Source organism: Anaerobacillus sp. QJM3NY_32 (assembly GCF_056173645.1).
In genome coordinates, this window is record NZ_CM149684.1 from 1,093,995 (window position 1) to 1,113,386 (window position 19,392).

The following is a 19,392-nucleotide window of genomic DNA, read 5'->3' on the forward strand; positions in this document are numbered from 1 at the left end:
GTGCAAAGTTCAGTTATTTTTGTCCTTAAGTCTCCCTGCTTTGTTTAGACATTGTGATGAAAATATCGGTAATCACTTTTGCTACATATATAACGAATAAGTAAGCCCCTAATAAAACAAACCAATTCGTGTATAACTTAAAGAGGTCGAGCCAAATTAAAATCGGTTTGAAAATAAATGTGAATCCTACAGCAGAAAGCGTGCCATATAACCAATAGTTTTTCTTATGTGATAAGCACCACTGATAAAGCAAAATAAAGTATACAGGGACAAGAGCCCCATCGATACTAATGCTTGCAGGTAATTGCGGAATCGCAATATAAGGGTAGTCCCACCAGGATTTACGAACGCCTAATGCATCCACATAAGCAGCTATGACATGAACGGAATACCCAAAAAATCCGAGCAGAAAAATTTTGCGTCGATCGATTCGAAAATAAAGGATAATAAGCGGTACGAAGATGAACGCTAAAATAAGCCAGAACTGCCAGGTTGTATAGTCAGAATAACTTTGCCAATAATGATTCGCTTTCTCTTCAAGCTCTCTTCGCAACGAGACAAGTTGATCAAACTGCTGTTGTCGATCCATGATGAACACCACCTTTATGGGGTAGTATTCTACGCAAAAATAGTTGTTATTACGTTCTGTAGAAATTTTCTTAAAGGAAGGCTGTGTACGGTGAACGTGTTGATTCATTTTTCTTATGCGTCATAAAAACTTTTGGGAAATGGATAAGGAGTTTGAGGTTTCATAGCGAAATGAATAGAGGAGGTATTTCATTTTTCTAAGGAGTGTGATCGAATGGCTCAGACGGCGAAGCACGTGTTTGTGAATTTACCGGTCAAGGATCTCGATAAATCCATCGCTTTTTTCTCTGAAATTGGCTTTGAATTTAATCCACAGTTTACGGATGAGAATGCGACGTGCATGGTGATCAATGAAAATACATTTGTCATGTTACTTGTAGAGGAGTTCTTCAAGACATTCACGAAGAAGAACCTTACGAACGCCAGAGAATCAACGGAAGTCATTATGGCCCTTTCTGCAGAAAGCAATGATGAGGTGGATCAAATGGTGAATCGTGCGCTTGCAGCTGGAGGAAAAGCTTCGAATGATCCCATCGATCATGGATTTATGTATGCCTGGAGTTTTCAGGACATTGATGGGCACTTGTGGGAAGTGATGCATATGGATGAAAGTGCAATTGAGCAGGGAGAATAGCTTCATAAACCAAAACACCTCATCCGTTAGGGGATGAGGTGTTTCCGTATGCTTTCACTTATTCTGCAACGACAAACTCAAAGTTACCTTCGAATTTCACGTCTTTTCCAAGCAAGAACCCTCCTGTTTCCATCGCTGCATTATACGTCATGCCGTAAGCTTCACGGTTCACCTTACCGGAAACGTCAAAACCAGCTACTGTGCTACCGTCAAGTGGGCTTTTTGATTTGCCATTGTATTCGACCGTGAACGTTTCTTCTTTCGTTACCCCTTTAATAGTAAAGTCGCCAGTAACGTCATACTCTCCATCATCTTTCTTTGCAATAGACTTACTTTGGAATACCATATTTGGGTATTGATCTGCTTCAAAGAAATCGCCAGAGCGAAGATGACCGTCACGATCTTCGTTACCTGTATCGATTGATTTTACAGAGATAGTGACTTTAATGTTTGCGGAAGTCAGGTTATCAAGATCGCCGTTGAAATCGACGTCAAAGTCAGTAAATTCACCTTTTGCTTTTGAAACCATCATATGCTTGATTTGAAAATCTAAACTGCTGTGAACCTTATCTAGTGTTAAAGTAGCCATTGAAAAATTCCTCCTCAGGATTGTTGCTTTTTAGTATAGATTAAAGATAACGTAAATTTATCTCGAAGTCAAGATACTTTAAGTTAAGACATTATAAATATTCTTTCAATATTTCGTGCAACTTTTTATCCACGTTTGAAACGTCTTGCCTCATACTAAAGCCTCTTTTTAGTCATAATCCGGTAGTTAATTGGAAGGAATTTGGATTTGTCGGGTTTACTGAATGGAAAGTGGTGTCATGATGGTAAGTATAAAGGGAGAAAAGGAGCTGTTTCGATGAAAAGATGGAAGATTCTTTTACTAATGATGAGTGTACTACTTGTGTTAGCCGCCTGTGGAGGAGGTAACGAAGAAGGAACAACAGATAACGAACCTGAAACGACAACGGAAAATGCTGGTGAAAGCGATCAGGAGCAAATGGAAACGATCACTGTCAGCATGAAGAACCAGGATGAGGAAGAGATTGGTACAGCTGAGTTGATGGAACATGATGGTGCAACGATGATCAGTCTTGACGTAAGTAATTTACCAGAAGGAGAGCACGGTTTTCATATTCATGAAACTGGATCATGTGAAGCGCCAGATTTCAAATCGGCAGGCGGTCATTATAATCCCGGTGATATGGATCACGGTACGGAATCCGAAAATGGACCACACGCAGGAGATATGGAAAATATCGAAGTGGCCGAAGACGGAACACTACAAACCGATATTATGAATGATAAAGTAACCCTAAAAGCAGGAGAAGAAAATTCGTTGCTAAAAGAAGGCGGAACAGCCATTGTCATTCATGCTGGTGCAGATGATATGGAATCACAGCCATCAGGAGATGCCGGAGATCGTATTGCGTGCGGTGTGATAGGTGAATAAGTGAGAAAAGGTGAAAAAGGATTTCATGGGTTTTGAGCCGTGGATCCTTTTTTATGTATTTCAAGCTATGGAAAACAGAGGACAAGTAGGAGGAAGGGCGTTTGTGAGCCGCCCTTATTTGTTGTTTGGACAATAAAATCATATTATAGCCAATATACAGCGATAAGCATCGCAAAAGCCACTGATTCCGTGGTGGGAGAGCGCTACTTTATTAAAATGTAAGATTTTCATACATGAAAATTAAAAATTCGCAGAAAATTCAGGGTTAGTACTTTGATATTAGGGTATTAAGATAGAGTTAACTCGAAAACATTTGTTTTGCCTTCCAAAGGAAAGCTGAAATGAAACTTTCTCATTCGTATAAACAAATGTTTGTTAATACGAGTGAAAAGACAGTTGATCAAAGAGGGTGAAAGTTCGTTCGTAGGTTGGTAATTTGTACCTAATTTGATACAATGATGAAATTGAATGAAAAAGGAGGTTATCGTATTGGACAAGTGGATGAAATTTCTCGAGGTAAACGCTCCTCGTATTTTTGATTTAGCGATTGAGCACACGATACTCGTCGGCTTAGCGATCATTGTTGCGCTTATCATTGGCGTCCCTCTAGGCATTTACTTAACAACAAATGATTATTTAGCTGAGACGATTCTGCAAATTGCTTCTGTCATGCTTACGATTCCGAGTATTGCTTTATTCGGTATTATGATTCCGGTCTTCTCGATCGTCAATCAGGGAATTGGTTTTGTTCCAGCTTTTGTAGCACTGGTTCTGTATTCGCAGCTCCCCATTATACGTAATACATATACCGCCATTCGTAACGTAAACCCTGAAATGCGAGATGCAGCAAAGGGTTTAGGGATGAAAACGAGTCAGCGACTGCTTCGCGTCGAAATTCCGAATGCGTTCCCCATCATAATGGCAGGTATTCGAACAGCCGTTGTACTTAACATCGGAATCGGTGTCATCGCTGCTTATATTGGTGCAGGAGGACTCGGTGTTCTTATCACTCAGGGCATTTCACGTGGGGACAATTACTTAATTATTAGTGGCTCAATTGCCGTTGCCATTCTTGCTATGATCGCAGATGGTATCTTGTTATGGATTCAAAAACGCTATACACCAAAAAGCATTGCGAATTAAGGAGTGAGGTGAAGAAATGATTACATTTGATCAAACAACCAAAACATTTGAAGGCGGCGTAACAGCTGTGAATGGTGTAGACTTCACCGTTGAAAAAGGACAAATTGTGGTTTTATTAGGCCCGTCAGGCTGTGGGAAAACAACCCTACTTCGAATGGTGAATCGTTTGGAATCGATTTCAGATGGAAAGATCACTATTGATGGTGAAGATTCTATGTCTTTAGATCAAATTGCTCTTCGAAGAAAAATTGGCTACGTCATTCAAAGCAATGGTCTATTTCCGAATATGACGATTGAAGAAAACGTGATGATTGTTCCCGACCTTTTAGGTTGGAAAAAGAAAGAGAAGCGCAATCGTTTTAATAAATTGATGGAAATGATCGGATTAAGCGGTGAGAAATTTGGTAAACGTTATCCGCATGAGCTTTCTGGAGGACAGCAGCAGCGTATCGGTGTTATTCGCGCATTAGCAGCTGACCCGCCCGTTATGCTAATGGATGAGCCATTTGGCGCACTTGATCCGATTATTCGTGAGAAAATTCAAGATGAATTTCTTCAAATTCAGCGTGAAGTAAAGAAAACAATTCTTTTCGTTAGTCATGACATTGACGAAGCGATTAAAATGGCAGACAAAATCGTTCTATTACGCGGTGGGGAAGTAATGCAATACGATACGCCATCTGAAATGCTTGTTCGTCCTAAGAATGAATTTGTTCGTGAATTCTTCGGGAAAGACCGTGCAATCAAGAGCTTAAGTCTTCATACTATTCAAGATATTCAAGAAATCATTGGTCTTGTTAATGAAGACGAAACGATTGAAGATACCATTACGATTAATGTTCACCACGATTTACGAAATACGTTATCCATGCTTCTAAATCAAGAAGCGGATCAAGTCATTGTAGTTGATGATGATGGTAACAAACTTGGCGCCATTACGATTGATCTCGTTCAAAAGTATCTTCATTTTGAAATTAAGGCAAAGCCTACCCTGGTGCAGAAGGGGTGATTTGATGAATAAGAAAAAAGTTATGAGCCGTATTGTAAGCTTTCTTGTCTACGGAATAGTGGCCGTGTTCTTTATTTGGGCCATCAGCAACAGCTATTTTGACTATATTTTCAGTCAAACTAGTACGTTTCTTCACTTATTGAAGCAGCATATGCAGCTTGTACTTGTTTCTTCTTTCCTAGCGGTCATCGTAGCGCTACCTGTTGGTATTCTTGTCACGCGTAAAAGCTTTCGAAGAGCCGAGTGGGTCGTTTCAAATACGGTCAACCTTGGTCAAACGATTCCAAGTCTTGCTGTTCTTGCTTTGATGATTAGTATTCTAGGTATCGGATTTAACACGGCAGTATTTGCCCTATTTATCTACTCGCTGTTACCGATGTATCGGAATACGGTTGCGGGAATTGATTCCATCGATGAGAATTTAATCGATGCAGCAAGAGGAATGGGCATGAAGCCAATCCAAATACTCTTTCGAATTGAATTACCGAATGCATCGTATTCGATTCTTGCAGGTATTCGTACAGCCGTCGTATTAAATATCGGAACGGCTGCACTTGCTTATGTTGTCGGCGGTGGCGGACTAGGCGTATGGATCTTTACCGGCATCCAGTTATTTGATAACGGTTATTTAATTTCTGGTGCTATTCCAGTAACCTTACTAGCTATTTTTGTAGACTATCTTCTTCGATTACTTGAACGAAAGATTGTACCAAAGGGATCTAGACCACCACAAGAAACGTAACGACAGGAGGTGTTTGTATGAAAAGAAAACTATTTCGTATTATCGGAATCATTTCCATCCTTTCCATGCTAGCCTCGTGCTCAAGCGTAGGGATTGGCGGGAAACAGATTTCGGTTGGTGGCAAGAACTTTACAGAGCAATACCTACTTTCCGAAATGACCGCTTTTCTTCTAAAGGAGGAAGGGTTTGACGTGAAGCAAATGAACAACCTGGGGAGTACCGTTGTTCGTAAAGCGCTCGAAAATAGTCAGGTTGATATGATGTGGGAGTATACCGGAACGGCACTCATTACATATATGGGCGAAGAGCCGATTGCTGATCCAGTGGAAGCATTTGAGAAGGTCAAAGAGTTAGATGCCAAGAATAATGATATCCATTGGATGAACATGTCTAATGTTAACAACACCTATGCTCTCGCTATGAAGAAAGAGCAGGCAGAAGAATTGGGGATTGAATCGATTAGTGATTTAGCGAAGTATGTGAATGAAAACCCAGGAGAGCTAACGATGGCCTCAGACGCAGAGTTTGCGAATCGACCTGATGGATTGCCTGGCGTAGAGAAAACATACGGGTTTGAATTTGATTCCAGTCAAATTAAACTAATGGATCTTGGTTTAACACAAAGGTCTTTAGACAATGGGCAGGTCGATGTCTCGGTCGCATTTGAAACAGATGCTACTATTGTCGAGTATGACCTTGTTACCCTGAAGGACGATAAAACCTTCTTCCCGCCATATAGAGCGGCGGTTAGTATCAATGAGGATGTATTCGAAAAGTATCCAGAAGTGGAAGAAATTACAGCGCGTTTAGGTGAAAAACTAAACAGTGATATTATGCGTGAGTTGAATTATAAAGTCGATATTGAAGGAAACAGCGTCTCTGTTGTTGCCCATGATTGGTTAGTAGAGAATGGTTTACTAGATGAATAATAGTAATAAAAGCTCATCCTGAAGAAAGAATCAGGATGAGCTTTTTTATGTATGATGGAGAATACGCTCAATTATTGGCGAATTCCTAAGTTATCGTATAATTATTAAACTATTATGACGTTGTAGTAAAAAGTATGGAATATGAACGGGTTTGCATGATTTTGGTTTTAGTGTTTAAGAGAGTGGGAATTTCCTCCAAACAGGTCATAAAGGCTTCATTTTAGGAGGGTATAAAATGCATTTATATAATATAGGCTATGTTATCATGGCAGCCGTTTTGTGGGGGATTTCCGGGGGATTAGCCGGGATATTAATGGATAAAGGTTGGGATCCGCTGGTGATCTCATTCTATAGAGGATCGATAGGGTTTGTTTGTATTTTTGTATGGCTACTTCTTCATCGAAAAGGAAATAAAATAAAGTATTCAACGAAGACGATGATGTGGTCAGTACTAGCAGGATTAGCGGTCGCTGGGAATTTCAGTTTTTACTTTCTTAGTATTTCGGAATCTGGTGTAGCGGTAGCGTCAACTTTGATGTACACGGCACCACTGTTCGTGCTGTTTAGTTCATTTCTTTTTCGAATAGAGACCGTCACCCCATTTAAGGTCATTGCAATGGTTATTGTGATGGGGGGAATCAGTTTATTAACAAACGTTTATGAAACGGGACTTGGCAGTTTAAATATTCTTGGAATTACAAGTGGACTATTATCAGGTCTTTCGTACGCTCTGTTTATTTTTGGTTTTAAGAACGCTTCTAAAGAAGGCCGCCCGCCTTTTGTCCTTAGTATGGCTTTTGCGACATTTACCATTGTTATGTTACTATTTATTGACCATAAGGAAGCGCTCGACGCCTTGTTTTCAGAGGATCTGATTTGGTTCATCACTCTCGGTATCATCGGCGCAGGTATTTCTTTCTACTTATATATAGAAGGTTTGAAGAAAACGTCAGCATCCGTTGCAGCGATCATCGCGATGGTCGAACCGGTTACGGCTTCCCTATTTGGATTAGTTATTTTGGGAGAGGTTTTGACTTTAACGCAAAGTATAGGGCTTGTGATCATTCTTATTACGATTACACTTTTGAGTCGAAAACAAAAAAGTTAATAAAGGATCAGTGGGAGTAATCTGGATAAACAGAATCTTGTTACTAAAAATGGCCGGCACATCAATCGTATGTGCCGGCCATTTTCTCTCTATATTCTACTTATGAAAATGGGTGTAGTTATTTATCATCTTAACTAACCCTTACTTAGTATTCGTAAACCCACCATCGATGCGAATGACTTCACCATTGATGTATTGCGCTTTTGAAGTTAAGAGGAACGTTACGAGCTCAGCTACTTCTTCAGGCGTACCGAGACGCTTCTGAGGAATGCCGGATTCCGCATTTTCTTTCATTTTAGGATTCGCTTCATAGAAGTCCTTCACCATTGGAGTTGCCGTTGGTCCAGGAGCGATTGCGTTTGCGCGTAATCCGTCCTTCGCATATTCAGCTACGATACTTTTCGTTAGTCCAATAATACCGTGCTTTGTGGCAGAGTACGTGACTACAGAATCTTGACCAATCACACCGGCACTTGAAGCTGTGTTCACAATAGAACCTCCACCATTTTTGATCATAACATCAGCTACGTAACGAACACCATATAAGGCGCCCATCAAGTTAATGTCTACGATTTTTTCAATTTCTTCTACTTTCGTATTTAAGTAATATTCACCGCTACCGGAGATGCCGGCGTTATTAAAGAAATAATCAATTGAGCCAAAGGCTTCAACAGTTTTGTCGACGTAATTCTTTACTTCATCTGCTTTGGATACATCAGCTTTTATGAAAAGCGCATCAACACCTGCTTTTTTCGCCAGGTCGACCGTTTCATTACCGCCTTCTTCGTTAATGTCTACTGCAACGATATTAATCCCTTCATCTGCTAAACGAACAGCAGCTGCTTGTCCTAATCCACTTCCTGCACCTGTAATAACTGCGACTTTACTCATGCATAAAACCTCCTGATTAGTTGATTGAAGATGATATCTTGTTGCTATAGTACTAGTATAGACCTTTAGATTTTGAAAATAAAAGAAAGCGACTTGAGGGAAGCATATTGCGAGCTACCTCGATACATACGGATTTCCAGTCACCCAGAATCTCCACGGATAGTCACGAGCTTCTCCTGAGTTATCAATTCCGATTCGTTTTCCTTCAGAGATGTGATCTGGTGTATAGCCATGTTGAATATATAGGGGAGGGCGCACTAAGGCGTGCCCATAATCGCTTGGATCAATCCCTAACGCTTTAGTTAATTTTCCGGGACCATCCGTCCATTCCTTTTGTTTTCGTCCAGGTCTTCGCTGCTCCATTAAGTCTAATCCTTTAACAGGTTCAACGGCACGAACGAGAATCGCTTCAGGGACATCGGTGTCAGCACTGACCACATTGAATAAACAGTGCGTGTGCATCACGTACGTATAAGCATTCCCTGCAGGCCCGAACATCACTTCTGTGCGTTTCGTTCGTTTGTTGTTGAAGCTATGAGCTGCTTGATCCTGTGCACCCAAATATGCTTCTGTTTCCACAATATATCCGGATGCCACGCCTTCATCCGTTTCCTTCACTAACTCGCAGCCGAGGAGAGCCTTCGCTAGTTCTAATGTCGGTTTTTGGTAGAATTCTCTAGGTAAAATAGCCATGTTCGTTTCCTTTCGTAAGTCGTTATAGTTGAAAGAAGTTCATTCTCTCTTGTAAGCTCTACACATTAGTTTTCCACAAGCCTACGTTGACTAAACGAGGAGCGGGGTATGGTTCGAATTGATTCATGAAGAAGCATAGAAGCTTTTGGTTAACATACAAATTGAGAAACATTTAACATACTTATGAATTAAATGCTAGATTATAAAAGGAAGTGAAGATCATGGATTTATTTAAAAACACCGGGAAAGTTTCGATCGTAACTGGTGGCGGTAGCGGAATCGGTCGCCTTATGGCAGAAACGCTTGCAGAAAGCGGATCAAAAGTCGTTCTGCTTGGACGTTCACTAGAAAAGGTTGAAAATGCAGCTGCGGAAATCGCTGATCAAACTGGTGCAGAAGTTAAAGCCTATTCATGCGATGTGACAAGTAAGCAGGACATTGAGAAAGTAACCGCAGCAATCAATGAAGAGTATGGACAAATTGATATTCTCGTTAACAATGCAGGAACGAATGCACCTGGCACGATCGAAAATCTCGACGAAGATGGCTGGGATAAAGTGATGGATACTAATGTGAAGTCTGTCTTCTTTATGAGTCAGGCAGTTGTGCCATATATGAAGAAACAGGAATATGGTCGCATCATTAATACCGCTTCTGTTGCAGGAGATGTAAGTCTCTTCTTCAGCTCTGTCTATGGGACAAGTAAAGCAGGCGTTATTCACTTAACGAAGCAGCTCGCTAACGAATTAGCTGAAAACAACATTACGGTGAATGCGATCAGCCCATGGATGTTTAAGACGGATTTCATTAAAGATTCCTTAGAAGACCCAGAGTTTAAAGAGATGATTAATAAAAGAACGCCAATGAAACGAATTGGAGAGTTGGATGAACTGAAAACATCCGTTCTTTACTTCGCTTCTAAAGGATCAAGCTACATTACCGGACAAAATATTTTCGTTGATGGTGGCGTCACAAATTACGGATTGTAAAAAGAAAACGGATTTCCTCACTTATGAGGGAATCCGTTTTTTTAATGAATTATTCCTTAGTACCTTCAACAGAATTCAAATAATGGTCGTGCGATTAATCGATCGTCGCCCACATTTCTTCTGGATTTAGTTCGTAAATGTTATTTTCTCGGTACATAAAATGATTGATAATAAATTCTCGACGAATGGTTGCGAAGTCGGGATGGAACTTTTTGATATACTCATTTATTTCTTTCTCAGGGTACTTTTTCCCTCGTTCTAATCCGTTGATCAAGTGCTTAAGAATAATGATTTTTTTCTTTCGTTGAGAAGGGAGGTGCTTGAGCGTACCATCTGGTGCTAAGAAATTATTAATAACAGCTTGCGTTTTCACAGAATCGTCCTCCTTATCGTAGTCAGGCTGGTAAAACATAGTGGGCAGGGCTTCTGAATAAGAGCGGAATTTCTTCTCATCTATGTAGTAATAGATGGTGTTTTTATCCTTACGTGGATAAACAATGCCGGTGTCTCTTAATTTCGTCATATGATGAGTGATCGTAGGTGCTTTTAATCCAAGTTTGCCAGCGATGGCTTGGCCGTGGAGAGGACCTTTAGCGAGCAACGAAAGAATGCGAATCCGAGTTGGATCCCCGAGTGTTTTATGGAAATTAACTAATCGGTTTAACTGCAATATACGACCCACCTTCCTATAAGTTAGATTAGTATCTAATTAGATACTAATCTAACTAGAGCTGTTCGTCAACCAATGGACCGTTCACATATTGCCTGAACTGGTTTCCAATTCGTTACATAGAAACCTCTATATTGTCTTCTCTGAAATAATACTGAAATAATTATTATTGAAATGTATTGTGTATTATTTGTTGCGAATTAAAAAGGGAAATACCTCTTAGAAGATTGGATACCAATCTTGTAGTACGAAATGACTGCCATTTACACTCAATTATATCAAGTGATCAGACGATAGATGGTTATATTTTCATGTGATTTCTATAAAAAGAATATTTTTCCAGTCATTAAATGTTCTAGATCAAGCTTATCACGTAAAGCTCTAGAAAGTTATTGGGAAATGTTATGGCAACATAGTGAGTATAGGGGCGTATCGTCTTACGGATTTCCCAATACAACCTCCAGAAATTCTATGATAGGCTACTAGTGTATTCAAAATTCAAAACATTCCGAGAAGGGGAGGAGATTTTTTGAAAAAGGGAATCGCCGTTGCACTTGCGACAGGACTTGCATTTGGGGGCGCACTACCAACTGCATCAGCTGCTTCACCAAAGGATTTGAACGTGGATCAGAAGCAGGCACTTGAAAAGATGGAGATTGTAAAGGAAAGCTGGGAAAAGGAACGGAAAGTGCCATCTTTCTTATCTGGTAAACTATCAGAACAAAAGGTTGCGAGTGAAGGAGATGTTCAGCAATATCTACAGGAAAATGAAGCCTTATTCCAGGTGAATGAGAATGATCTTAAGCTGATCGATCAATCGAAAGATAAGCTAGGCATGACTCATTACACATATGTTCAAACGGTAAATGGAGTACCACTTGATGGAGCGACATTCATCGTACATACAGATAAGGATGGGGAAGTTGCAGCCGTGAACGGCAATTTGCATCCAGACGCTGTAAAGAAATTTGAAGGAAGTAAGAATGCGAAGGTATCTGAGGAAGAAGCGGTTAACACGGCATGGAACCATGTTGATGTACAACCTGAAACAAGTCTTCGTGATAATAAAAACATGACGGATAAGGGAGAAAAAGTCGTTTATAAGGACGGCGATCGCTATGTTCTTGCTTATAAAGTGCAGCTGAACTTTATTGATCCTTATCCTGCTAACTGGCAAATCTATGTGGATGCTCGCGATGGTTCCGTTGTAGAAGCGTATAATGCACTAGCTGACGGCGCCGAGACAGGAACAGGAACGGGCGTATTGGGTGATCAGAAAACGCTAAATACAGTATCACAAAATGGTAGCTATCTTCTTCGTGACGTGACAAAAGGTGGCCTCATAGAGACGTATAGTGCGAATAATGGATCAAGCCTTCCTGGCGCGATCGTAACAGATGATGACAATCAGTTTGTTTCTTCAGATCAAGCGGCAGCTGTTGATGCGCACTACAATGCAGGTGTTGTTTATGACTATTATGAGTCGACACATAATCGCGATAGCTTTGATGATAACGGTGCAACAATTCGTTCTACAGTTCACTATGGCTCAAACTATAACAACGCTTTCTGGGACGGAACGCAAATGGTTTATGGTGACGGCGATGGGACCACTTTTGCTCCATTATCAGCAGCGCTAGATGTTGTTGGTCATGAAATAACGCACGCAGTAACAGAACGCACAGCGGGACTACAGTATCGTAACCAATCAGGAGCACTGAACGAATCAATGTCAGATGTGTTCGGATATTTCATCGAGCCTGAAGATTATCTTATGGGGGAAGACGTCTATACGCCTGGTACACCTGGAGATGCGCTAAGAAGTCTATCGAATCCAGAAGCATACAACCAGCCGTCTCATATGGATGACTACGTTCAAACGTCTCAAGATAATGGTGGCGTTCATACGAACAGTGGTATTCCAAACAAAGCGGCATATTACACGATCGAAAGCATTGGGGATAGCAAAGCAGAGCAAATTTATTACCGTGCTCTCACCACATACCTCACTCCAACGAGTGACTTTAGTGACGCAAGATCGGCTTTCCTACAATCAGCAGGTGATTTATACGGCGCCGGATCTACTACGTACAATAGTGTCGCGTCAGCCTGGGATCAGGTAGGCGTTACTGAATAAAGATTTACACAAAAAAAGGGCTCATGGCGAGCTCTTTTTTTGCATGCAAGTGAAAATTATTTCATAATGAGCTGCGTTTCAGCTTGTAGGTAACGATCAAATGAATCGGGTGTTTGATAAGGATCCCCGTTCACCAACTGATTGATATCAATGCTGAATTCATACGGAAATAAGCGTACGCTCCAATTCTCATCGTGATGAATTTGATGACTATAACCTCCATTAACGTGAAGAGCATGTGTATTTAGTTCCTCGCTCTCTTGAATCACACCAGTAAGCGTTTGGATGATGCTACGAACCTTGTAGTCGCCCCAGTCATTTTTTAAGTTTTGACTTAGAACGACTCGTTCCGCTGGAGAAACATAAAAGGAATCTGCCTCTTCCGACGGGGTATTCGTATACTCGTAAGCGATCGTTCTAGTCTCCCCGGTTTCAATGTTCTCCGCAACGACAAGCTGCTTTCCGGTTAACGAGTTTGCCTCTATGTTGTAATCATCTCCAAGCTCAGGCAAAGCGAAGCTAATCACATCATGTAATCGCTTCTTGGGCACTTTCTTCCATTCCATCACAACATTTACGCGGTATTTTCCGTTTTCTAGTGCCTGTACATGTGTGGTCAAAAGCTTATGTGAGGTCTCAACGCTATTCCATGTGGTTTTACTAGTTTGAGTGGATAATAGAAGGGTGTTTGTTTTCTCTCTATATTCTCTAGCATTGGATTGCCGGTTGTTTTCCGCCGGAGCTTTCGTTTTTTGAGTGGATAATTCTTCTTTCACAAAATCAGCAAGCGTGTCTTCTATAGGAAAGAAGACGAATAAACACAATAAAAACATGAATAGTAACTTCTTCAAACAATCAACCTTTCAGTTATTTCTTTATCAAGCTTAAAGGAAAATAAGAGAGGGTTCCAGATCTAATCGAAAATATTTGTGCGATAGTGCTTTCATTAATTGTCTCGAATGAAAACTAATAATTGGCGAAAGATGGTATTATTTAGGTTGAGGGTTTTTATGATTAATATGGCAAACGGGAGGGGCCCATTTGAGGTATTTTATCGTGATACCACTAATCTTGTTAGGTAGTTTTTTGATAGGATTAAGAGTAAACGACTTCGGCAACATCGGTAATTTCCTCATGAATCTTGTAGGGTTTGGCTTCATGGGGTTAGGAGTTTTAATAAGCAGACGTAAGGGGGAAAAGCTAGTTTATAAATGATAGAAGTACGTATGAAGAGGAGGTGGATGAGATATTAAAAAGAACTAGGATCGGTTTAGCGGTCGGAACGTTTTCTATAATTGTATATGCGAGTATAACGGAGGATTATGCGGCAATACCTTATATGATGCTGTTTCTAGGCAGTCTTATGTTGGTTATGGGGATAGAATATTGTAAAAAAGAGGCTACACCCTACTTAGGTTATTTCTTTTTCGTTACCGCATTCTTTAATTTTTATGTATCTATCAAGAGTTATCTAATAGGTTAATGTTTTTAAGCGCTTTCCGAAAGTGGAGGCGCGAGAGCAATTTGGTCTTTCTTGCTAGTACGATGGCTTATTTTAATAATAAGAAGGAGACTAAAACATGCAATATGAAGCGAAAACACCAGAGGAATATTTCGAAAAGCTAAAGGATGATTGGAGGAAGGAAAAGCTCCTTACAGTACGACAGTATATACTCGAAAATGCTCCAGAGCTTAAAGAAGGCATTCAATATAAAATGCTTAGCTATAAGGGGAAATCGAGCGTGTTGTTTAATCTTAATGCTCAAAAGTCCTATGTAAGCCTTTATGTAGGAGATATTAAGAAAATTGATCGAGCAAGTGAATTATTGAATGGTTTGGATTGTGGAAAAGGATGTATCCGGATTAAAAAATCAATTGATTTACAGGGAAGCGGCGTGGAGGAATTTGTGAAAGAAGCGATTAATCAATGGCGAGCTGGTGAGGATCTTTCTTGTTAGAGGGTGCGGATAAGGGCTAGCCTGTGATAAGGTGTGAAACTTTCATTAAATCGATTCGTAAATAGTAGTGTAACAAAAATGGATATTTTGTTAATCATTGGATTGTGTTTGGCGAGAAAGGAGTTCATTTTGGGTAAACTACTTTTACTATTTGTTGTAGGGTTTATAGGGTTAGCTCTACGCTATTTGTTTCTAGGGAAATTCGAGATGGATCAGCTCTTGTTGCTAATGGGTTTTCCGGTGGCGGCTATATTGATTCTTTTTGTGATGAAGTGGCAGCATAAGAAGGATCTTGCTTTTCAGCCAGAAGCGGATGAAGAACGTATGGTGACACGCCTAGGTGATCGAGTATCGGCAGCGCCGAAACGAGTGTTTGACGGACAGGAACTTGTTGGAGAATACAAGCGATTCTATAGCAAGCCGTGGAAGCGAGTTGTCGCAGATATTATGGATAGCCCAGGAAGATGGTTTCTTAATCTAGCGTTTTCGTCAGAAGATGGTCATCGCATCGTTTTAAAAGGTAAAAATGAAAATAGCATTCGCGGAACAAATGAATGGCTGATTTTCTCCAATAACGATGAAGTAGGCAGCATTCAAATGGACTACTCAGTCAAAAATGTCGCCAAGTTAAAGGAAAGTCTCTATCTTAACTATCGTGATCACACCTATCATTATCAGTCATTTGGGATTGGGTCTAAAACAGTGATTCGTAGAGATGACCATAAGATTGCTGAAGGGAAAAGAGCGGAATTAGGAAATTCGATTTACGAGTTAGACATGGTAGATACATATAAGGAAGAAGCTGACGTTTTATTTATGGGATTTGTGCTATTTAACTATCATTTTAGTCAGTGAGCTAGTTTTAAAAAGTGCTTTGGTGGTGAAGCTTGTGAACAATCAGTTAGGATTGCTTTTTTATACTGCGATAGGATCTGTTGGCATGGCGTTTGTAGGATTAGGAATAATCAAGCTAGCCATCGTTTACGATGATCAACAAGGCTTCTGGATCGGTTTCTTAGGACTTTCGTGCTGTGCCATGTACTTTAGACATTTAGAAAGCCGGGTTGGTATTCATAGGAAATATCGCTGGTTAGGACACGGTTTATTTATCGTTGTGTTCAGTGTGCTATCAGCATGGTTGTATTTATAGCTGTTTGAAATGAGGAATGGGGGAATGTTGACGTGATGGAGATTGCACTTGTAGGCTTGTTAGCAGCTGTTTTTTATCTCGTTTTTCGAGTAAGTTCTCAAATGAATAGCCTTAGCGTACGAATGAAAAGTATGCACGATCACTTAAATCGTATGGCTCAGCATATGGATTTACCTGAACATCCGATTAATGATGAATTGCGAGAACTCATGAAGGAAGGAAAAACGGTAGAAGCCGTGAAAAAAGCGCGAGAAGTATTTGGGTTATCGCTGTTGGAAGCGAAGGAGTATGTGGACGGGGTTTGAAATTGTAGATGAATAATGAATCCTATTTTATAAGATTGCAGGTGAATGATCATGGGCTTGTTTTTTGAAAACAGGAAATCTACTAAAAGTGAAAATGCTTTTATTGTGATCATGTTAGTGAATGCTATTATTACTGGGGTCGGTTATTTTTGGGACATCCAATTTACCTGGCTTAACATTTTTATGCTCGTTGTCACGGCTAGTGCCTTGATCGTCGTTTTGATGGAGAGAAAGAAGTGACGAGTAGAAAGGTAGAAATTGTTTATAGTGTAATTAAAAAACTCCGTAGCGATTTACGGAGTTTTTTTGTGATTAGAAAATGTGAATGAATCAGTATGGATTTGTTAATCTAACGTCTTCAAAATCCGATCGATCAACGCCATCGTACGAATGTTATCTTTTCCATCTGAGCGGGGCGTCTCATTTGTTGTACAGCATGAGACGAAGTGTTGCATTTCACCGACAAAGCCGCGGAGATAGAGATCTCTCATAGAGCCTGATATCGTTGAGGCGGAAGGGCTGTAGACGGAATCGGATTCAGCCGGTGCTTTCCACGGGAGTTCGTTAAAGGGTTGAGATTTGTGCACGGTTAGGGTGTGAATCTCATCGGCTGAGGCGAACCCGTGATCAAACGTAACCGTCAGTTTCTCGCTTTCTCTAGACCAGGCTGTCATTCCGGTGAACGAAAGGGTGCCGACTGTTCCGCTTTCGAATTGAAGACTAATGCTTTGATTGACGTGTGAACTTGAGCTATTTTTAAATCCACTTACAGCTGCTGTTTCTCCAAATAGGTAGCGAACTAAATCAACGATGTGAATGGCAGCAAACTTTAGGAATTCTTCATCATTCTGGCAAAAGGGTGTTGTATCAACGGCGAATCGTGCTTCGAATGAACGAACTGATCCTAGTTCTTCACTTGTAATAAGCGAGTGAAGCTGCTCATAAATCGGCGCATAGCGCTTCATAAAGCCAACCATGAGCTTTACGCCAGCTTTCTCCGCAGCATCTGCCGCTAGTTCTGACTCTTCCGTTGTCATGCCGAGCGGCTTTTCGACATATACATTCTTTCCTGCTTGAATACAGTCCATAACAAGGGCTGCCTGATCTGTTGGCTGTGCGACAACGATGACGCCGTCACATGATTCTTGTTCTAGTATTTTCTTGTGATTATCATACGGCGTTCCTTTGCTTCCAAAACGAAGGAGTGTTTGCTCTGAGCGTTCTAAGTTTCGTGTAGCGACAGCCGTAATCGTTGCACCTGTTTCGACAAGAGCGGGATAAATGTTCGTCGTTGCATGAAAGCCTGCGCCAATCACGCAAATAGATGGGTTCGTCATATGTAGGCTCCTTTTATGTAAGCTATTATCGGTATAAGAATACCATTATGAGGTGGAGAAATACAAAGAGGGGGGTCAGGTACGTACCTGACCCCCCTCTTATTTTTTGACCACTACATAAGGTCGCATCATTTCATAATCTTCATGCTCGAGAATATGACAGTGCCATACAAACAAACCTGCATAAGGTACGAACTTCATGATGATCCGAGTAATTTCTTTTGAGTTTGCTCGCACGGTATCTTTCCATCCCTGTTCATTGGGATCTGGCTTCATGCGTGGGCCGGTTGGTACGACTTTTCCTTGCTTTTCATACAGATTCTGATCATAAGGCTGCCGATCAAGAATTTGGAAGCGAACGAGGTGAAGATGAATCGGGTGAGTTGCGTGTGTGACATTGACTAAACTCCATATTTCTACATCACCTAACTGTGGTTTTTCACTGATTGGATCAGACCATAGCTGATTGTTTAATAGGTGAATCGATCGTTTGTATTGATCAGGTCTCATGTTAAGGAGAAGGTTTCGTTGGTTGTTTGATTGTTGTTCGTTTATGAGCTGGTACCGAGACAATGTCTGAGGAACTACGCTTTGATCGGGACGAGAGAGCTTCTTCTTCACACGGAACTGCATGATTACTCCCGTTGTTTTTGGATTCGGAGATTTCCCTTGAGGATAAGGGGATGCGGCATCGTTCATTAAGGTAATGGTTTCGCCTGCCGAGCGACTGAAATCAATAACGACGTCGACACGTTCAGCAGGAGCGATCAAAACGCGGGTGACAGGCACCGGCTTTCCTAGCAGCCCCTGATCTGTGCCGATTTGAACGATTGGGAGCTGTTTGGATAGGGAGAATCGATAGAATCTTGCGTTTGATCCATTTAGGATTCTAAATCTGTAATTCCTCGGCTCGACTTCCAGATAAGGCCATACCATCCCGTTAACAAGGTTGGCTTTACCGAAGAAATCTGGAAGGACCGATGGCGTAACGCCTTCGACAGGAGGGTCTGGCTCAGCAGGATAGTACAAAGAGCCATCACGATGGAAAGAACGATCTTGAAGAAGAAGTGGGATATCAAACTCACCTTCTGGTAGCCCGAGGGATCGCTCTTCTTCGTCATGAACGATATACATTCCAGCGAGACCCGCATAGATATTTAATCGGGTAATCCCCATCGCATGGTCGTGATACCAGAGGGTCGTAGCTGCTTGATGATTTGGATATTCATAAATGGGATCGGTGAAATAGGGTCCTCCCTGTTGAAATCCTCGAGTGAACCACGCCTCAGGATAACCATCGCTCGTATCAGGTGTTACCCCACCGTGAAGATGCACAACAGTACGAACGTCAGGAACGTTTGTGCCAGCCCCATGAACGGTGTGGTCAATTGGGAGAAAATGCTTTTCAGGTAGCTCGTTTTTCCAAAGAACACGAATCGGGTGATTTCGGTGAACTTGAAACGTAGGTCCAGGGTATTGCCCGTTATATCCCCAAACGCGTGTAGGTGGCAAATCGCGATGAAGCTTCTGAAAACTTTCCTTCATCGCCACTTCATAATAGGGAATCCCGTGATTTATCTTTACGGGTTGAATGATTGGCATGATAGGGAGGCGATCTACGAATTTTTCGAGCATCTGGACCACTCCTTT

Annotated in this window: 23 protein-coding genes; 15 read left to right on the forward strand and 8 right to left on the reverse strand. The window is 41.1% G+C overall.

Annotation, left to right across the window (positions count from 1 at the left end):
- Positions 1-25: 25 nt before the first annotated feature.
- Entirely contained in the window at positions 26-589 is a 564-nt protein-coding gene (locus tag AC0VYH_RS05915) for a CBO0543 family protein (RefSeq protein WP_475373429.1), read from the reverse strand.
- A 213-nt stretch (positions 590-802) separates the two neighbouring features.
- Between AC0VYH_RS05915 and AC0VYH_RS05920 the strand changes: the two genes are divergently transcribed.
- Complete coding sequence (locus tag AC0VYH_RS05920; RefSeq protein WP_475368607.1) at positions 803-1,222, forward strand: VOC family protein; 420 nt, start codon at positions 803-805, stop codon at positions 1,220-1,222.
- A gap of 58 nt (positions 1,223-1,280) precedes the next feature.
- Here AC0VYH_RS05920 and AC0VYH_RS05925 read toward each other — a convergent pair whose 3' ends face one another.
- Complete coding sequence (locus tag AC0VYH_RS05925; protein WP_427391942.1) at positions 1,281-1,811, reverse strand: YceI family protein; 531 nt, start codon at positions 1,809-1,811, stop codon at positions 1,281-1,283.
- A 276-nt stretch (positions 1,812-2,087) separates the two neighbouring features.
- Between AC0VYH_RS05925 and AC0VYH_RS05930 the strand changes: the two genes are divergently transcribed.
- From AC0VYH_RS05930 to AC0VYH_RS05955, 6 genes are all read left to right on the forward strand, one after another.
- Positions 2,088-2,681 carry a superoxide dismutase family protein gene (locus AC0VYH_RS05930; protein ID WP_475373430.1) on the forward strand — a complete coding sequence of 198 codons (594 nt, stop codon included), beginning with the start codon at positions 2,088-2,090 and terminating at the stop codon, positions 2,679-2,681.
- A 489-nt stretch (positions 2,682-3,170) separates the two neighbouring features.
- Positions 3,171-3,824, forward strand: coding sequence for an ABC transporter permease (locus AC0VYH_RS05935; protein WP_475368609.1), 654 nt, complete (start codon positions 3,171-3,173; stop codon positions 3,822-3,824).
- Positions 3,825-3,840: 16 nt separating this feature from the next.
- Positions 3,841-4,833 carry an ABC transporter ATP-binding protein gene (locus AC0VYH_RS05940; protein WP_303529872.1) on the forward strand — a complete coding sequence of 331 codons (993 nt, stop codon included), beginning with the start codon at positions 3,841-3,843 and terminating at the stop codon, positions 4,831-4,833.
- 4 nt (positions 4,834-4,837) lie between these two features.
- Positions 4,838-5,575 carry an ABC transporter permease gene (locus AC0VYH_RS05945; protein ID WP_430244460.1) on the forward strand — a complete coding sequence of 246 codons (738 nt, stop codon included), beginning with the start codon at positions 4,838-4,840 and terminating at the stop codon, positions 5,573-5,575.
- A 17-nt stretch (positions 5,576-5,592) separates the two neighbouring features.
- The gene (locus tag AC0VYH_RS05950; RefSeq protein WP_430244458.1) at positions 5,593-6,504 is read left to right on the forward strand and encodes an ABC transporter substrate-binding protein; all 912 of its coding nucleotides are present in this window, start codon (positions 5,593-5,595) and stop codon (positions 6,502-6,504) included.
- A gap of 235 nt (positions 6,505-6,739) precedes the next feature.
- Positions 6,740-7,612: a DMT family transporter gene (locus AC0VYH_RS05955; RefSeq protein WP_475368611.1), complete on the forward strand. Its 873-nt coding sequence runs from the start codon at positions 6,740-6,742 to the stop codon at positions 7,610-7,612.
- A gap of 141 nt (positions 7,613-7,753) precedes the next feature.
- Here AC0VYH_RS05955 and AC0VYH_RS05960 read toward each other — a convergent pair whose 3' ends face one another.
- Together AC0VYH_RS05960 and AC0VYH_RS05965 are read right to left on the reverse strand one after the other, a co-directional pair.
- Entirely contained in the window at positions 7,754-8,503 is a 750-nt protein-coding gene (locus AC0VYH_RS05960; RefSeq protein WP_475366852.1) for an SDR family NAD(P)-dependent oxidoreductase, read from the reverse strand.
- Between the two features lie 114 nt (positions 8,504-8,617).
- Positions 8,618-9,196, reverse strand: a complete 579-nt coding sequence (locus tag AC0VYH_RS05965) for a DNA-3-methyladenine glycosylase (protein WP_475373431.1) — start codon at positions 9,194-9,196, stop codon at positions 8,618-8,620.
- A 221-nt stretch (positions 9,197-9,417) separates the two neighbouring features.
- Here AC0VYH_RS05965 and AC0VYH_RS05970 point away from each other — a divergent pair, with 221 nt between their 5' ends.
- Positions 9,418-10,185 carry an SDR family NAD(P)-dependent oxidoreductase gene (locus tag AC0VYH_RS05970; RefSeq protein WP_430244445.1) on the forward strand — a complete coding sequence of 256 codons (768 nt, stop codon included), beginning with the start codon at positions 9,418-9,420 and terminating at the stop codon, positions 10,183-10,185.
- A gap of 94 nt (positions 10,186-10,279) precedes the next feature.
- Here the strand turns inward: AC0VYH_RS05970 and AC0VYH_RS05975 are convergent, their stop codons facing one another.
- Positions 10,280-10,855: a DUF2087 domain-containing protein gene (locus AC0VYH_RS05975; RefSeq protein ID WP_475373432.1), complete on the reverse strand. Its 576-nt coding sequence runs from the start codon at positions 10,853-10,855 to the stop codon at positions 10,280-10,282.
- 529 nt (positions 10,856-11,384) lie between these two features.
- Between AC0VYH_RS05975 and AC0VYH_RS05980 the strand changes: the two genes are divergently transcribed.
- Positions 11,385-12,992, forward strand: a complete 1,608-nt coding sequence (locus AC0VYH_RS05980) for a M4 family metallopeptidase (RefSeq protein ID WP_475366856.1) — start codon at positions 11,385-11,387, stop codon at positions 12,990-12,992.
- A gap of 56 nt (positions 12,993-13,048) precedes the next feature.
- Here the strand turns inward: AC0VYH_RS05980 and AC0VYH_RS05985 are convergent, their stop codons facing one another.
- Positions 13,049-13,825, reverse strand: coding sequence for a hypothetical protein (locus AC0VYH_RS05985; protein ID WP_475373433.1), 777 nt, complete (start codon positions 13,823-13,825; stop codon positions 13,049-13,051).
- Between the two features lie 509 nt (positions 13,826-14,334).
- On the opposite strand from AC0VYH_RS05985, the gene AC0VYH_RS05990 reads away from it, so the two are divergent.
- The 6 genes from AC0VYH_RS05990 (at position 14,335) to AC0VYH_RS06015 (ending at position 16,645) form a co-directional block, all read left to right on the forward strand.
- Entirely contained in the window at positions 14,335-14,475 is a 141-nt protein-coding gene (locus AC0VYH_RS05990) for a DUF3953 domain-containing protein (RefSeq protein ID WP_475373780.1), read from the forward strand.
- A 97-nt stretch (positions 14,476-14,572) separates the two neighbouring features.
- Positions 14,573-14,950, forward strand: a complete 378-nt coding sequence (locus AC0VYH_RS05995) for an iron chaperone (protein WP_430244435.1) — start codon at positions 14,573-14,575, stop codon at positions 14,948-14,950.
- A gap of 129 nt (positions 14,951-15,079) precedes the next feature.
- Complete coding sequence (locus AC0VYH_RS06000; RefSeq protein ID WP_475373434.1) at positions 15,080-15,805, forward strand: tubby C-terminal domain-like protein; 726 nt, start codon at positions 15,080-15,082, stop codon at positions 15,803-15,805.
- A gap of 34 nt (positions 15,806-15,839) precedes the next feature.
- Positions 15,840-16,100 carry a hypothetical protein gene (locus AC0VYH_RS06005; RefSeq protein ID WP_475373435.1) on the forward strand — a complete coding sequence of 87 codons (261 nt, stop codon included), beginning with the start codon at positions 15,840-15,842 and terminating at the stop codon, positions 16,098-16,100.
- A 35-nt stretch (positions 16,101-16,135) separates the two neighbouring features.
- Positions 16,136-16,405, forward strand: coding sequence for a hypothetical protein (locus AC0VYH_RS06010; RefSeq protein ID WP_475367465.1), 270 nt, complete (start codon positions 16,136-16,138; stop codon positions 16,403-16,405).
- A 51-nt stretch (positions 16,406-16,456) separates the two neighbouring features.
- Positions 16,457-16,645: a hypothetical protein gene (locus AC0VYH_RS06015; protein ID WP_475366861.1), complete on the forward strand. Its 189-nt coding sequence runs from the start codon at positions 16,457-16,459 to the stop codon at positions 16,643-16,645.
- A 104-nt stretch (positions 16,646-16,749) separates the two neighbouring features.
- Here the strand turns inward: AC0VYH_RS06015 and AC0VYH_RS06020 are convergent, their stop codons facing one another.
- Both AC0VYH_RS06020 and AC0VYH_RS06025 read right to left on the reverse strand, forming a co-directional pair.
- Complete coding sequence (locus tag AC0VYH_RS06020; protein WP_475366862.1) at positions 16,750-17,742, reverse strand: Gfo/Idh/MocA family protein; 993 nt, start codon at positions 17,740-17,742, stop codon at positions 16,750-16,752.
- 99 nt (positions 17,743-17,841) lie between these two features.
- Positions 17,842-19,377 (reverse strand): multicopper oxidase family protein, encoded by a 1,536-nt coding sequence (locus AC0VYH_RS06025; protein ID WP_475373436.1) that lies wholly within the window; start codon positions 19,375-19,377, stop codon positions 17,842-17,844.
- Positions 19,378-19,392: the final 15 nt, after the last annotated feature.

What these genes read in the sequence shown, in the direction of transcription:
- AC0VYH_RS05915 (WP_475373429.1), bottom strand. Translation starts at nt 589, where the DNA reads ATGGATCGACAACAGCAGTTTGATCAACTTGTCTCGTTGCGAAGAGAG.
- AC0VYH_RS05920 (WP_475368607.1), top strand. Translation starts at nt 803, where the DNA reads ATGGCTCAGACGGCGAAGCACGTGTTTGTGAATTTACCGGTCAAGGAT.
- AC0VYH_RS05925 (WP_427391942.1), bottom strand. Translation starts at nt 1,811, where the DNA reads ATGGCTACTTTAACACTAGATAAGGTTCACAGCAGTTTAGATTTTCAA.
- AC0VYH_RS05930 (WP_475373430.1), top strand. Translation starts at nt 2,088, where the DNA reads ATGAAAAGATGGAAGATTCTTTTACTAATGATGAGTGTACTACTTGTG.
- AC0VYH_RS05940 (WP_303529872.1), top strand. Translation starts at nt 3,841, where the DNA reads ATGATTACATTTGATCAAACAACCAAAACATTTGAAGGCGGCGTAACA.
- AC0VYH_RS05945 (WP_430244460.1), top strand. Translation starts at nt 4,838, where the DNA reads ATGAATAAGAAAAAAGTTATGAGCCGTATTGTAAGCTTTCTTGTCTAC.
- AC0VYH_RS05950 (WP_430244458.1), top strand. Translation starts at nt 5,593, where the DNA reads ATGAAAAGAAAACTATTTCGTATTATCGGAATCATTTCCATCCTTTCC.
- AC0VYH_RS05955 (WP_475368611.1), top strand. Translation starts at nt 6,740, where the DNA reads ATGCATTTATATAATATAGGCTATGTTATCATGGCAGCCGTTTTGTGG.
- AC0VYH_RS05960 (WP_475366852.1), bottom strand. Translation starts at nt 8,503, where the DNA reads ATGAGTAAAGTCGCAGTTATTACAGGTGCAGGAAGTGGATTAGGACAA.
- AC0VYH_RS05965 (WP_475373431.1), bottom strand. Translation starts at nt 9,196, where the DNA reads ATGGCTATTTTACCTAGAGAATTCTACCAAAAACCGACATTAGAACTA.
- AC0VYH_RS05970 (WP_430244445.1), top strand. Translation starts at nt 9,418, where the DNA reads ATGGATTTATTTAAAAACACCGGGAAAGTTTCGATCGTAACTGGTGGC.
- AC0VYH_RS05985 (WP_475373433.1), bottom strand. Translation starts at nt 13,825, where the DNA reads ATGTTTTTATTGTGTTTATTCGTCTTCTTTCCTATAGAAGACACGCTT.
- AC0VYH_RS05990 (WP_475373780.1), top strand. Translation starts at nt 14,335, where the DNA reads ATGCTGTTTCTAGGCAGTCTTATGTTGGTTATGGGGATAGAATATTGT.
- AC0VYH_RS05995 (WP_430244435.1), top strand. Translation starts at nt 14,573, where the DNA reads ATGCAATATGAAGCGAAAACACCAGAGGAATATTTCGAAAAGCTAAAG.
- AC0VYH_RS06010 (WP_475367465.1), top strand. Translation starts at nt 16,136, where the DNA reads ATGGAGATTGCACTTGTAGGCTTGTTAGCAGCTGTTTTTTATCTCGTT.
- AC0VYH_RS06015 (WP_475366861.1), top strand. Translation starts at nt 16,457, where the DNA reads ATGGGCTTGTTTTTTGAAAACAGGAAATCTACTAAAAGTGAAAATGCT.
- AC0VYH_RS06020 (WP_475366862.1), bottom strand. Translation starts at nt 17,742, where the DNA reads ATGACGAACCCATCTATTTGCGTGATTGGCGCAGGCTTTCATGCAACG.
- AC0VYH_RS06025 (WP_475373436.1), bottom strand. Translation starts at nt 19,377, where the DNA reads ATGCTCGAAAAATTCGTAGATCGCCTCCCTATCATGCCAATCATTCAA.